This window comes from Streptomyces sp. NBC_01268 (assembly GCF_036240795.1).
Classification (GTDB): Bacteria; Actinomycetota; Actinomycetes; order Streptomycetales; family Streptomycetaceae; genus Streptomyces.
In genome coordinates, this window is sequence record NZ_CP108454.1 from 7,245,553 (window position 1) to 7,257,821 (window position 12,269).

15 protein-coding genes and 1 pseudogene are annotated in these 12,269 nt (G+C 71.6%); 10 read left to right on the forward strand and 6 right to left on the reverse strand.

Annotation, left to right across the window (positions count from 1 at the left end; translation table 11 throughout):
* Window positions 1-53: 53 nt before the first annotated feature.
* Both OG309_RS32620 and OG309_RS32625 read right to left on the reverse strand, forming a co-directional pair.
* Complete coding sequence (locus OG309_RS32620; RefSeq protein ID WP_329426410.1) at window positions 54-722, reverse strand: DUF305 domain-containing protein; 669 nt, start codon at window positions 720-722, stop codon at window positions 54-56.
* A gap of 92 nt (window positions 723-814) precedes the next feature.
* Window positions 815-1,342, reverse strand: coding sequence for a hypothetical protein (locus tag OG309_RS32625; protein WP_329426412.1), 528 nt, complete (start codon window positions 1,340-1,342; stop codon window positions 815-817).
* 205 nt (window positions 1,343-1,547) lie between these two features.
* Here OG309_RS32625 and OG309_RS32630 point away from each other — a divergent pair, with 205 nt between their 5' ends.
* Window positions 1,548-2,132 carry a hypothetical protein gene (locus OG309_RS32630; protein ID WP_329426414.1) on the forward strand — a complete coding sequence of 195 codons (585 nt, stop codon included), beginning with the start codon at window positions 1,548-1,550 and terminating at the stop codon, window positions 2,130-2,132.
* An 836-nt stretch (window positions 2,133-2,968) separates the two neighbouring features.
* Here OG309_RS32630 and OG309_RS32635 read toward each other — a convergent pair.
* Entirely contained in the window at window positions 2,969-3,316 is a 348-nt protein-coding gene (locus OG309_RS32635; RefSeq protein WP_329426416.1) for a tetratricopeptide repeat protein, read from the reverse strand.
* A 156-nt stretch (window positions 3,317-3,472) separates the two neighbouring features.
* Between OG309_RS32635 and OG309_RS32640 the strand changes: the two genes are divergently transcribed.
* The 4 genes from OG309_RS32640 to OG309_RS32655 all read left to right on the forward strand — a co-directional run bounded on the left by OG309_RS32640 (window position 3,473) and on the right by OG309_RS32655 (window position 6,896).
* Entirely contained in the window at window positions 3,473-4,438 is a 966-nt protein-coding gene (locus OG309_RS32640) for a pirin family protein (protein WP_329426418.1), read from the forward strand.
* A 211-nt stretch (window positions 4,439-4,649) separates the two neighbouring features.
* Complete coding sequence (locus OG309_RS32645; protein ID WP_329426419.1) at window positions 4,650-5,465, forward strand: hypothetical protein; 816 nt, start codon at window positions 4,650-4,652, stop codon at window positions 5,463-5,465.
* 79 nt (window positions 5,466-5,544) lie between these two features.
* Window positions 5,545-6,378: a hypothetical protein gene (locus OG309_RS32650; RefSeq protein WP_329426421.1), complete on the forward strand. Its 834-nt coding sequence runs from the start codon at window positions 5,545-5,547 to the stop codon at window positions 6,376-6,378.
* Window positions 6,375-6,896 (forward strand): hypothetical protein, encoded by a 522-nt coding sequence (locus OG309_RS32655; RefSeq protein ID WP_329426423.1) that lies wholly within the window; start codon window positions 6,375-6,377, stop codon window positions 6,894-6,896. Before OG309_RS32650 ends, OG309_RS32655 begins: the two co-directional genes overlap by 4 nt.
* A 110-nt stretch (window positions 6,897-7,006) precedes the next feature.
* Here OG309_RS32655 and rpsN read toward each other — a convergent pair whose 3' ends face one another.
* Window positions 7,007-7,312 (reverse strand): 30S ribosomal protein S14, encoded by a 306-nt coding sequence (gene rpsN, locus OG309_RS32660; RefSeq protein WP_329426425.1) that lies wholly within the window; start codon window positions 7,310-7,312, stop codon window positions 7,007-7,009.
* Window positions 7,312-7,548, reverse strand: a complete 237-nt coding sequence (gene rpmB / locus OG309_RS32665; protein ID WP_329426427.1) for a 50S ribosomal protein L28 — start codon at window positions 7,546-7,548, stop codon at window positions 7,312-7,314. The genes rpsN and rpmB overlap by 1 nt, the downstream gene beginning before the upstream one ends.
* 85 nt (window positions 7,549-7,633) lie before the next feature.
* Between rpmB and rpmG the strand changes: the two genes are divergently transcribed.
* The 5 genes and pseudogenes from rpmG to OG309_RS32690 all read left to right on the forward strand — a co-directional run.
* Entirely contained in the window at window positions 7,634-7,798 is a 165-nt protein-coding gene (rpmG, locus tag OG309_RS32670) for a 50S ribosomal protein L33 (protein ID WP_099198435.1), read from the forward strand.
* 51 nt (window positions 7,799-7,849) lie between these two features.
* On the forward strand, window positions 7,850-8,095 hold the full coding sequence (locus tag OG309_RS32675; RefSeq protein ID WP_329426433.1) for a type B 50S ribosomal protein L31: 246 nt from the start codon (window positions 7,850-7,852) through the stop codon (window positions 8,093-8,095).
* On the forward strand, window positions 8,095-9,246 hold the full coding sequence (locus OG309_RS32680) for a CobW family GTP-binding protein (protein ID WP_329426435.1): 1,152 nt from the start codon (window positions 8,095-8,097) through the stop codon (window positions 9,244-9,246). The genes OG309_RS32675 and OG309_RS32680 overlap by 1 nt, the downstream gene beginning before the upstream one ends.
* Window positions 9,247-9,290: 44 nt before the next feature.
* A complete protein-coding gene (rpsR, locus tag OG309_RS32685) occupies window positions 9,291-9,527 on the forward strand; it encodes a 30S ribosomal protein S18 (protein ID WP_329426437.1) in 237 nt (78 codons plus the stop codon).
* Window positions 9,528-9,892: 365 nt separating this feature from the next.
* Window positions 9,893-10,387: pseudogene (locus OG309_RS32690) on the forward strand (amino acid permease); the annotation flags it as partial.
* Window positions 10,388-10,601: 214 nt separating this feature from the next.
* On the opposite strand, the gene OG309_RS32695 reads toward OG309_RS32690, so the two are convergent.
* Window positions 10,602-12,104, reverse strand: a complete 1,503-nt coding sequence (locus OG309_RS32695) for a SulP family inorganic anion transporter (protein WP_329426439.1) — start codon at window positions 12,102-12,104, stop codon at window positions 10,602-10,604.
* Window positions 12,105-12,269: the final 165 nt, after the last annotated feature.

The window sequence follows — 12,269 nt, forward strand, 5'->3', positions numbered from 1 at the left end:
TGTCTTTCGGATCCTGGATCCAACCCGGCTGAGCCGTTCGTCAGAGCCGTTCGTCAGAGCCGTTCGAGGATCTTCTTCAGCTGCGCGATCTCGGCGGCCTGGGTCCGGACCACGTCGTCGGCCACCTTCTTGGCCGCCGCGTCGCTGCCGTTCTTCTGCTCGGTCTTCGCCATCTCCACCGCACCCTCGTGGTGGGCGATCATCAGCTCGGCGAACTTGCGGTCGAAGGCCTTGCCCTTCGTGGCGGCGAGAGCCGTCATGTCCGCGTCGGACATCATCCCGGCCATGCCGTGGCCGCCACCGCTCATGCTCTCGGGCTTCCCCCAGGTCGAGAGCCAGCCCTTCATCTTGCGGATCTCGGGGTCCTGGGCCTTCTCGATCTCGCCGACCAGCTTCTTGATCTCGGCGTCCTCGGCACGCCCGTCGGCCAGCTCGGCCATCTTCAGGGCCTGCTCGTGGTGCGGGATCATCATCTGCGCGAACATCACGTCCGCGTCGTTGAAGGACCCGGCCGACGAGGACGCCGATGCGGAAGCGGACGTCTTCCCGCCGTGCTCCATGCCGCCCATGGCGTCGCCGGAGCCGGAGCCGGAGCCGGAGTCGGAGCCCGAGCAGGCGGCGAGCAGCAGTCCTGCCGCCGCGACGGCGCCGGTCATCGCCAGCTTGCGGGTCGTACGGGTCGTACGGGTCGTACGGGTCGTTCGGGTCGTGAAGGCACGCATGTGTGTCACACCTCGTGTGTGCTGTCGTTCGTTTCGTGGACGGGCCGTGCACGTCTGCGGGCGGCGCGAGGCGCCCGCGGTGGCGATACGGCCTAGATCCGCAGGATCGACAGCTGGGCGAGGTCGGGCGGGCGCGGCGGGGCGTTCGGGCCCAGGAAGGGCAGCAGCCGCGACAGCAGCGGGGCGATCCCGTCCGCGCGGCGGCCGAGGGCGGCCCTGAGGAGGGCGGCGAGCAGCCAGACGCCGAGGACGGCCACGCAGAGCGTGGTCATGTCCATCCCCATGCCGGAACCGTGGGTCGAGCCGTGGGTGGCGGCACGCGTGGACCCGTACGTGGCGTCATGCGTGGATCCGTACGCGGATCCGTACGTGGCCTCGCCCGCCGGCATCCCCGGGGAGGCGGTCTCGTGGTGCCGCGTCGCCCGCGTCGGCTCGGCCGGGGCGGCGACGTGCGGGACGGTCCCCGCCGTCGTGGTCATCGTGTCGTTCCCCGAGGACCCCTCCGGGTGCCCGACCGAGTGCATCACGAAGACGCCGAGCGCGAGCACGACGACGAGCAGCAGGTGCGCCAGGGCACCTCCCGCTCGTGTGGCGCTGCGTCCCGCCCGTCCCACGTGCACGTCTTCGACCTCCTGCCCCGACGATACCGAACGCGGGGGCGGATACCCCTCACGGGTACCCGGCGTGTCTTCGCGTGGCGACCCCGTGGCGACCCCGTGGCGCGTCTCTGCCAAGCCGGTGACACCGCCCGGCCCGTCGCCCGACCCTGAGCACGCAGCGCCCTGACACCCGCCCGTCCGCCGTGATCACGCCGGGAGGCACGTCATGTCGATCGTCGTCACCTTCGCCGGAAGGACCCCGCTGCCCACCGCGGGCTCCTGGTACCAGATCTGGTCGTACCGGGTGCAGCCGTCGGGCCCCGCCGACCTCCGCCCCGGGCAGCGGATCGCCCTCGCCCTCCCGGCCGACGTCGACCTGCGCGATCCGGCGCTCTTCCCCGGAGTGGCGGCCCTCGACGGCGCCTTCATCGAGGCGGACCCCGGCTCGGGCCACCAGTACGCGGGCCGGTCGGTGGCGGGGACCGGTGCGCTGACGCTCTCCTTCGTCGCGCCGCCGACCGAGTCGGACCGGGACCTGCTCCTGGTCACCCGCGGCCCCGGTCAGCCCTGGACGGTGACCCCGTTCGGCACCACCGCCGGCGGCCCCACGGGCCCGGTGCGGGTGCTGACCGCGCCGGTGCCGGGGCCGGTGCGCGTCGGGCGGCCGCCTTCCTCGGTGCGCCCGCGGGCCACCTCTGGCTCAGCCCCGGGGGCATGGTGGAGCTCGTCGAGACCACCACGCGCCGGACCCTGGTCGAGCGGACCGCGAGCCAGTCCGAGGAGACCACCCGCAAGTCCGAGGAGACCCTGACCGACCGGAACGACGTGGCCGACGCCGTCAAGGAGTCCCACGCCACCGACACGTAGCTGGCGCTGGCGTCGGCGTGGGAGACGCCGGCGAAGGAGCCGCCCGCGGAGACGGTCGCGCCGAGGGACACCAACCCGGACTTCGTCCAGTTCGTCTCCGCGAAGAACGGGCACGGCACCGACGCCAAGTTCCTGGTGAAGTACGTCATCCAGCGCCCCGACACCGGCCGCTTCCAGGTCCGCGCAGACAACGTGCACTTCGGCGGCACCGCGGTCATCACCTTCACCCTCCAGCTGCGCTGGGAGCCGCCCCCGGTGAACCCGGCCCAGGTGGCGTACGAGGCGGCGACGGCGCAGTACGGGAAGGACGTCGCCGCCCTCCAGCGCAAGGCGTACGCCGCCGCCGTGCGGGACAGGAGCACCCTGCTCAGCAAGGTCCGGCCGCGCCCCGCAGAGGACCTGCCCAAGGAGGAGCGGCACTCAGCTCATCCGGCAGATCTTCGACGTCGACGAGATGCTGTACTTCGCCTCGCCCGAGTTCTGGCGCCCCGGCGACCTCGCCGCACCCGCCGGACCGGACTCCCTCGGCCGCTACCCCGTGCCGCCCGCCCGCTGGGAGGGCGTCGCGGGCGACCCGCTCCCGACCGCCTACTCCCGCACCAGCTCCCACACGGCGCTATCCCTCGGCGGTGCAGCCGGGCACGGTGATCGCCACGGCGAACTCGACCCGTCCAGGACCTTCTCGAGCACCGGGAATGGACGGAGGCCAACGACGCCCCGTTGCTCAAGGGCGCCGCCGACCTCCGGTTCAAGGCATGAGCGCGACCGGCGCGCGGCCGGTCACTCCGGCAGCTCACCCGCCATCGCCGCGGCCAGCCGCAGATGCGGCGCGGCCTCCGCCGCCTTGCCCTGCCGCTCCAGCGTGCGGCCGAGCATCAGCCGGGCGTAGTGCTCGACCGGGTCGCGCTCCAGGACGGTCCGGAGCTCCTCCTCGGCACGGGAGAGCTGGGCGGAGTGGTAGTACGCACGGGCGAGCAGCAGTCGCTGGGCCGTCTGGTCCGGGTGTTCGGCGACCAGACCGCGCAGGATGCGTACGGCCGTCAGGTACTCCTTCGCCTCGAAGAACAGCTGCGCGCGGTCCCACCGCTCGCCCGCCGTCCCGAACTCGTAGTACGTCTCCTCGCTCACTGCTCCGGCTCTCTCTCCTGTGGGTGGAAATCCTGGGGTGGACGTCCCTGTGCCCGTACAACACCGCCCTGTGTTTGAACATTCCACCAATATTGCGGCGCGGGTCCACGCCGTACCGGGGACCTACGGCGCCCTGACAGGAATAGGTTGAACGCCATGAGCAATCTTGATCGCCAGGCCGCCCTCCAGGTCTGCGGCGGACGCGGATTCGTCGTCGCCGAGCCGGTACGGGAACTCCTCAGCCCCCGCCACGTCCAGCTCGGCGAATCGACCGAGGTGCGCCGCCTGCTCCCCAACCTCGGCCGCCGCATGGTCGGCGCCTGGTCCTTCGTCGACCACTACGGCCCCGACGACATCGCCGAGGAACCCGGCATGCAGGTTCCGCCCCACCCGCACATGGGGCTGCAGACCGTCAGCTGGCTGCACGAGGGCGAGGTCCTGCACCGCGACTCCACCGGCAGCCTGCAGGCCATCGGGCCGCGCGAACTGGGCCTGATGACCTCCGGCCGGGCGATCTCCCACTCCGAGGAGAGCCCCCGCCGGCACGCCCGCTACCTGCACGGCGCACAGCTCTGGGTCGCCCTCCCCGAGGCCCACCGGCACGTCGAACCCCACTTCCAGCACCACGCCGAACTCCCGCACGTCACGGCCCCCGGCCTCACCGCCACGGTGATCCTCGGCGAGCTCGCCGGCGCGGTCTCCCCGGGCACGGCGTACACCCCGATCACCGGCGCCGACCTGACCCTCACCGCCGGCGCCGAGGTCCGCCTCCCCCTGGAGCCGGACTTCGAGTACGCGGTCCTCGCCATGTCCGGCGAGGCCCACGTCGACGGCGTCCCCGTCCTCCCCGGCTCCATGCTCTACCTCGGCTGCGGCCGCAGCGAGCTCCCCCTGCGCGCCGAGTCCGACGCGGGCCTCATGCTCCTGGGCGGCGAGCCGTTCGAGGAGGAGATCGTGATGTGGTGGAACTTCGTCGGCCGCACCGACGAGGAGATCCGCCAGGCCCGCGAGGACTGGATGACCACCGGCCGCTTCGGCGAGGTCAAGGGCTACGACGGCGACCGCCTGGACGCCCCCGAGGTTCCGGCGACACCGCTGAAGGCACGGGGCCGGGTGCGCTGACCCGGGCTCTCCTTCGACTGGGCGGGGCGCGAGGGGGCGCTCGGTCATGCCTCCGACGTCCGGCGCGCCGACGGGAGGGGCGGGTTATCGCCCCTCCCGCTGACGGGACATCAGGCGCCTTGCCTACCCGGCGTCACCTGAGCGTCATGCGCGGGGCACCACCAGAATGTGAAGGGCTCGGAGGTCGTCTCGTTCTCCGTGGGATCCGACGGTGGAATCCGGCACCAGGGATACCTGGGACTTCTCCAGTGAAGCCTCCGACGAGTTCACGCTGTTGCGTGAGCGGCTGGCCAACCTCAGCGGGCAGGATGAATTCCTGATCGCGATTGGGTCAGAACAGGATGTGTCGGAGGCCTTCGGTTCAGCATCCGCATCCGACTGGGTGGTGCAGGTCGAAGTATCAGCCACCCGGATCAGGTTGAGTCATGCGTCCCGTGCGGATGCGTCCGGGCGGTCCGTCGTCTGGGTGCGGCCGGCGCTGCCCTTCGATCCGGCCGAAATCGAGCGCGTACGGCGTGAGATCACCTCCTACGAGCCTCAGGTGGTTGTCGTAGTGGGACGTGAAGGGTCCGCTGCCGATGACTCCCGATGGGCCCGAGCCATCGCCGACGGGTGGACGGAGCCCGGGGTCCTCGCGCTGACCAGCGACCTCGCCCATCAGCTGCCGACCATCGGTGAGCCGATCCCGTCTCCGGATGCCTCGGAGCCTCGCCACGTCAATACCGTGGTGCAGCGGATCGTCGACCGGGCGCCGATCACCACCGTCGTAAGCCTCGATGTCGACACCGCCTACGTTCTTGGAATCGGCATCGGGCCGCGCAGGCAGGACAGCCTCCTCGGCGAGGGTTCCTCGATTCCCCACGAGGTACTCGGCCGACGGGCGCGACGGGTCGATGTCTACCTCGAACACGTCGCCCCCCGGGGGGGCGTCCGTCCAGCACCGCCATCTGTACCTGCCCGACGACGGGCCGGCATTCACCTGTCCGACCGCGGACGCGCTCCCCGACTCCACCGCGTTCGGCCATGACCGGTGCAGCGCGGCCCATCAGGACCTGGCTGAGTTCGAGATCCCACCGCATACGCAGCCGGGGGCGCTCAGCTTCAATGTGCTGATCTACCTCGGGGTGGCGGTCGTGCACATTCAGCGTGTGGATCTGGACGTGGCGCAGGGCCCAGGAGCCGCTGCCCGCGTCACCTATCGGCTCCTGCATTCCTTCGACCGGCTGCCCGACCTCACCGATCGAACCGCGAGTGTGACCGAGGACGCTGAGCACCTGATCATCAACGGGATCGGAGCGCCGGGCGTACGGTCGGCGGGAAGGAACAGCGCCTTCGGGTTCAGAGCGAGCGACGGGCAGGGGAACGGCGCAGTGGTGCAGGCCCGCGAGGAACTCATCGCGAGGCACTTCACCACACGCAAAGGTGGATGGGCACCCCTCTATCCGGACGTCGACGTCCCGACGAACGAGTACCGTGATTCCCTGCTCCACGTGGCCGTCCTGGGTCGAACGCTCTTCAACCAGCTGTTCAACACGCCCGCCAGCCGGGAACTCGCCCCGATGCTGCAGCACGAGGCCCGGGCCCGCGGCAGGCCGCCGGTCGTACAGATCGCCCGAACCGTCCGGCATCCCTTCGTCATTCCCTGGCAGATCCTGTACGAACTGCCCCTGGAGCATCCAGAGGCGGGCACGGCGATGTGCCCGTCCGTCGACGAGTACGGTCCAGACGGCAACGGTGCTTGGCCCCCACCCGCCGCATGCCCCCATCTCGGTGAACACGAGAGAGCCCTGGCGGAACAACCCGGGCGGGCGTTCCTGTGCCCCTTCGGTTTCTGGGGCCTCGCGCACATCCTCGAGGTGCCGGAGCCCCCGCCGGGACAGCGGTCCCTTGATCACGTCATCACGTCATCACGACGTCCGCGGTCCATCCGACCATCGTGACCGGTGTCGGAACGCGGCTGGACGCGGACCTGGTCGACCGTCATCTGGAGCGCGTAGCCGCCCGGCCGGCCCGCCTCGCGACCACGAGGGACAGTCCATTGCGGCAGGCCGAGCAGCTGCGAGACGCGCTCGAACCGTCCGACATGGACATCGTCTACCTGCTCGGCCACTGCGAGAGCACGGGCCCCTTGGGGCGAACACAGGCCCTGGTCTTTCCCGACCGGACGCTGACCAGGGACGACATCGCGGTGTGGGCCCGCGACAAGTGGCCGAGAACCATGGGGAGGGCCGCCGGCCGCTCGTCCTCCTCAACGCCTGTTACACGGCGGAGGTCGTGGCATCGACCATGGCCGGATTCGTCACCAACTTCGTCGCTCCCTGCGGACGGTTCCATGTTCGCCTGGTACAGCATCGGACTGGTCATCGGGATGGCCGTGTACCTCGTCCTCCACCTCATCCTGAACGGCAAGGCCGGAACGGCGGTCGTCCTTGGGGGTGACGATCCTCAGAAGAGCTGACGGCTCAGGAGGTGCGACTCGGTCGCTCGCGTGTCCGCGTGCGGCCCTGGGCCCCTGGGCCGGCAGGGTTCCGCACGCGGACGAGAGTCGGACCGGTGTCGGGTCCCCTCCTACCAGGAGGACTTGACGACCCCTGGCAGGAAGCCGGCGTGGGCCGCCTCGCGTGTCCGTACGCGGGAGAGGCCGAACCTGCGCAGGTAGCCGCGGGGGCGGCCGTCCACGCTGTCGCGGTTGCGTACGCGCGTGGCGCTGGCGTCGCGTGGCTGGCGTCGCAACTCCGCGCGTGCGGCGTCCCGTTCGGCCGTCGTGGAGGACGGGCGGCGGATGACGTCCTTGAGTTCGGCCCGCCGGGCGGCGTACCGCTCGACGGTCTCCCTGCGCTGGTCGTTCTTCGCGATCCTGCTCCGCTTGGCCATCAGACCTTCCCGCCTCGTGCGCGGATGCGTGCCACGGCGGCCTCGATGCCGATCGCGTCCACCGTCCTGATCGCCCTGGCGCTGAGCGTCAGGCGGACGTGTCGGCCCTCGCCGGCCAGCCAGTAGCGCTTGCGCTGGACGTTCGGGTCGAAGCGACGCGAGGTGCGTCGGTGGGAGTGGGAGATGGTGTTGCCGAATCCCGTCTTGGCGCCGGTGAGTTGACAGTGGGCTGACATGGCTGCCGCCACCTTTCCTGCTGGCTCGGTGTGCTGCTCACGGTACGGTATTGGAAATGAAAACCGTTCCCATATACTACCGGGCATGGCACGCAACGAGATCCGCCCCGTCATCAAGCTCCGCTCCACGGCGGGCACCGGGTTCACCTACGTGACGCGCAAGAACCGGCGCAACGACCCCGACCGCCTGGTGCTCCGCAAGTACGACCCCGTGGTCGGCCGGCACGTCGACTTCCGCGAAGAGCGCTGACCCTCCCCGCCCGACCCGCGAACCCCGACCCCGACCCCGAAAGGTCCTGCCATGAAGCCCGGAATCCACCCCGCCTACGAGCCCGTCGTCTTCCGCGACCCCGCCTCCGGCACCGCTTTCCTCACCCGCTCCACGATGACCGGCGACAAGACCGTCGCATGGGAGGACGGCCACACCTACCCGGTCGTCGACGTCGAGATCTCCTCGGCGAGCCACCCCTTCTCCACGGGCACCGCCCGCGTCCTCGACACCGCCGGCCGCGTCGAGAAGTTCCAGCGCCGCTACGGAGCCCGTTGATGGACCGGGGACACCGGATGCCCGTCGTGATCGTCGCCGGGCTCCACGCCGACGCCCGCAAGGAAGTCGTCGAACGCCTCCTGCGGACCGTTCCGGGAAGCGTCGCGCTCCACCACGATCTCGCCCGAGCACCCGAGGGCACGGTGCTGCGCCTCGTCCGCGACGCCTCCGGCACCGTCTCCTGCGGCCACACCCCGCTGGTCAACGACTGTGCCTGCTGCGCGCTGCGCGAAGACCTCGTCCCGGAACTGGAACGGATGGCGGACGGCGGTCTGACCCGGCTCGCCGTGGTCGAGCTGTGGGACTCGGTCGAACCGAAGGGCATGGCGGAGGTCATCGCCGCCCACGGCGGCGCCCGCCTTGCCCTGACGAACGTGATCACCGCCGTGGACCCCGCGCTCGTCCTGCCCTGCCTGGGCAACGGCGACGACCTCGCCGAGGCCGGCCTGGCCGCCGCCCCCACCGACCGGCGGACCGTCGGCGACACCTGGGCCCGCCAACTGGAGTACGCGCCCGTCCTCGCCGTCGTCGCCAACGACCAGGCGGACGACGAGGACCACGCCCTCCTCGCACAGCTCCATCCCACCGCCCGGCGCGTCCCGGCCGGCTCCGGCGAGCTCGCCGAAGCCGCGTTCGCAGGCTTCGACGTCGAAGCCGCGGCAGCCGCCCAGCACCCCGCGTGCGCGCTCCTGCCCCAGGACGCCGACGAGGCAGGCGTCACCACCTACGTCTGGCGCCGCCACCGGCCGTTCCACCCGGAACGGCTCTACCAGGCGCTCGAGGACCTGTGCTGCGCCGCCGCCCGCAGCCGCGGCCGGTTCTGGCTCGCCGACCGTCCCGACGCCCTGCTCGCCTGGGACGCGGCAGGCGGAGCGCTGTGCGTGGAGAACGCCGGCCCATGGCTGGCGTCACTGCCCGACGCCGCCTGGGAGCTGGTGCCGCCCGTCCGCCGGGCGGCAGCCGCCCTCGACTGGCACCCCGAACACGGCGACTGCTGCCAGCACCTCGTCTTCACCTCGCCCGGCCTCGACCGCGAGGGGCTCGAAGCACTCCTCGAGTCCTGCCTGCTGACGGACGCCGAGTACCAGGCGGGGCGCGAGGCGTGGAAGCGGCTGCCCGCGGCCTTCGACTCCCTCCTCGACGCCGCCTGACCTCGTACGACCCCACTGACACGCTCATCCGAAGGAGCCCTCCCATGGCCCGAAGCGCCGACCCCCGCAAGCCCGTGACGTCCCGCCGCAACCCGCTCGACGCGGCCGGCGTCACGTACGTCGACTACAAGGACACCGACCTGCTCCGGAAGTTCGTCTCCGACCGCGGCAAGATCCGCAGCCGCCGCGTCACCCACGTGACCGCCCAGCAGCAGCGCGCCCTCGCCACCGCCATCAAGAACGCCCGGGAGACGGGCCTGTTGCCGTACGCCGGGCGCTGACCCCGTCCGCTCGCACCGTCGGCTGCTCCCGTTGCGGCCGACCTCGGCCGCAACGGGAGCAGCCGCACCGGCACCACCCGGGACGGCGGGCGGACGACGGCCGGGCGGCCTGTTCCGCGTCAAGAAGCCGTCAGGAGCGGGGTGTGCGGCGCAAGGAACGCGCCAGGACGGGCGGAAACGGGCCGGTCGGGGGCCGACGCTGAGCGGAGTTCGATCCGAAGGAGTTCCCCGGCCATGACCGCACCCACCACGTCGCCCGCCGAGAAGGCGGCCGATCCCGAGCCTCCCGATACCGGTGCGCGGCACAAGCTGACCGCCGTCACCGGACTCGCCGCGCTCTCGCTCGACGCGATGGCGTCCGTCGCGTCCTCGTCTTCGAGGCCGTCCACCGGGCGTACAGCCGGATCGGCGAGCGCCTGGGCGTCGGCCGGGTCCCCGAGCCCCCGCACCGCGAGCGCTCGCTCGTCCTCGTGCCGGTCTCCTCGCTGACCCGGCTCACCAGCGAGGCCCTCACCGCCGCCGTCTCGCTCGGCGACGAGGTCCGGGCGGTGACCGTGTGCCACCCGGACCCGGAGGACCGGGTGGCCACCGAGGCCCTGGAACGCGACTGGGCGCTGTGGAACCCGGGCGTACCCCTGGTCCGGCTCCCGGCCGAGCGGCGCGCGCTCGGCCGGCCCATCAGCGCGTACGTCCGCGAGCTGCGCGCGGCCGAGCCCGCCACCCGGGTGACCGTGCTGGTCCCCGAGGCGTAGCCGGAGCACCTCTGGCAGCGACTGCTGCAGAACCGGCGAGGCGCGGTCGTCGCCCACGCCGTCCGCCGGGACACCGATGCCGTGATCTGCCGGCTGAGGTTCCGGCTCGGTCCTCGCCGGCCGACGTGGACGCCGGGGCGGCGGTCCCGGTCAGGCCTCGGCCCCGGCAGGAACGTGCGGGTGGCAGGCGCGGACTCGCCCGTGGCGGCGACGGCGGACTCGTCGACGGAGGCGATCCTGGCCACGAGGGCGCCGTCCGCCGGGATCGGTTCTCTGCGCTCGGCCCTCGGTCCCGTGCGAGGTGGCCGGTGGCGCCGTCTTCTCAGCCCGCCGCCGTGAGGTCGCGGCTGAGGGAGTCGTGCAGGCGGGCGCTGGGTTCGTTGAGGCCGGTGATCCGCACGGTCTTGCCGCGCTGGGCGTAGCGGTGCTCGATCGCGTCGAGTGCCGCCACCGAGGAGGCGTCCCATATGTGGGCGGCCGAGAGGTCGATGACGACCTTGTCGGGGTCGCCGGCGTAGTCGAAGCGGCCGACGAGCTCGTTGGAGGAGGCGAAGAAGAGCTGGCCGGTGACCGCGTAGACGGCCTGGCCACCGTCGGGGTCGGTGACCGAGGTGACGTCCGCGAGGCGGGCGACGCGCCGGGCGAAGATGATCATCGCGGTGACGGAGCCCGTGACCACGCCCACGGCCAGGTTGTGGGTGGCGACCACGCACCCCACGGTGACGCACATGACGGTGATCTCGCCCGCCGGCATCCGCTTCAGCGTCCTGGGCGCGACGGAGTGCCAGTCGAAGGTCGCGAAGCAGACCATCACCATGACGGCGACCAGGGCGGCCATGGGGATGTCGGAGACGACGGGCCCGAAGACGATGCACAGCACCATCAGGAACACGCCGGAGAGGAAGGTGGACAGCCGGGTCCGCGCGCCGGAGACCTTCACGTTGATCATGGTCTGGCCGATCATGGCGCAGCCGCCCATACCGCCGAAGAAGCCCGTGACGATGTTCGCGACGCCCTGCCCGACGGCCTCGCGGGTCTTCGACGAGCGGGTGTCGGTGATCTCGTCGACCAGCTGCGCGGTCATCAGGGACTCCATCAGCCCGACGAGCGCCATGGCGAACGCGTACGGGGCGACGGTGGTCAGCGTGTCGAGCGTGAAGGGCACGTCGGGCAGTCCGGGGACCGGCAGCGAGGACGGGAGCGCGCCCTTGTCGCCGACGGTCGGCACGGCGATGCCCGCGGCGACGGTGATCACCGTGAGGATCACGATCGAGACCAGCGGGGCCGGGACCGCGGTGGTGATCCTCGGGAAGAGGACCATGAGTGCCAGACCGGCCGCGAACAGGGGGTACACGGCCCACGGAACGTTCCACAGCTGCGGCACCTGGGCCATGAACACCAGGATCGCGAGGGAGTTGACGAAACCGACCATCACCGAGCGCGGGATGAATCGCATCAGCCTGCCCACGCCCAGCGCGCCCAGCACGATCTGGAGGATCCCGGCCAGGATCACCGCCGCCACGAGGTACCCGAAGCCGTGCTGCCGGTTGAGCGGCGCGATGACCAGGGCCACCGCACCGGTGGCGGCGGAGATCATCGCCGGCCGGCCGCCGACGACGGCGATCGTGACCGCCATCGTGAAGGAGGCGAACAGGCCGATCGCCGGGTCCACGCCGGCGATGATCGAGAAGGAGATGGCCTCCGGTATCAGCGCCAGTGCGACCACGAGCCCGGCGAGCACCTCGGTGCGCAGCACCTTCGGCGAGAGCAGGCCCGGGCGGAAGGAGCGCGGCCTGGCGGGTACGGAAACAGCGGAGTCGGGCAAGGAGGGCAGACCTGTCGGGCGGGCACACCGCCGGCGGGCAGGCGAGCATACGGGAGAAGGAACGATCCTCCACGGTACCGGCGACGCGACCCGGCGGAACACGGCCCCCTGCGGGGCGGTCGGCCCGCGCCCTTCGCGACGTCGACGGCGGGCCCCCGGCCGACC

What these genes read in the sequence shown, in the direction of transcription:
- rpsR (WP_329426437.1), top strand. Translation starts at nt 9,291, where the DNA reads ATGGCCCGAAGCGCCGACCCCCGCAAGCCCGTGACGTCCCGCCGCAAC.
- rpmB (WP_329426427.1), bottom strand. Translation starts at nt 7,548, where the DNA reads ATGTCAGCCCACTGTCAACTCACCGGCGCCAAGACGGGATTCGGCAAC.
- rpmG (WP_099198435.1), top strand. Translation starts at nt 7,634, where the DNA reads ATGGCACGCAACGAGATCCGCCCCGTCATCAAGCTCCGCTCCACGGCG.
- rpsN (WP_329426425.1), bottom strand. Translation starts at nt 7,312, where the DNA reads ATGGCCAAGCGGAGCAGGATCGCGAAGAACGACCAGCGCAGGGAGACC.
- OG309_RS32620 (WP_329426410.1), bottom strand. Translation starts at nt 722, where the DNA reads ATGCGTGCCTTCACGACCCGAACGACCCGTACGACCCGTACGACCCGT.
- OG309_RS32675 (WP_329426433.1), top strand. Translation starts at nt 7,850, where the DNA reads ATGAAGCCCGGAATCCACCCCGCCTACGAGCCCGTCGTCTTCCGCGAC.
- OG309_RS32680 (WP_329426435.1), top strand. Translation starts at nt 8,095, where the DNA reads ATGGACCGGGGACACCGGATGCCCGTCGTGATCGTCGCCGGGCTCCAC.
- OG309_RS32630 (WP_329426414.1), top strand. Translation starts at nt 1,548, where the DNA reads ATGTCGATCGTCGTCACCTTCGCCGGAAGGACCCCGCTGCCCACCGCG.
- OG309_RS32640 (WP_329426418.1), top strand. Translation starts at nt 3,473, where the DNA reads ATGAGCAATCTTGATCGCCAGGCCGCCCTCCAGGTCTGCGGCGGACGC.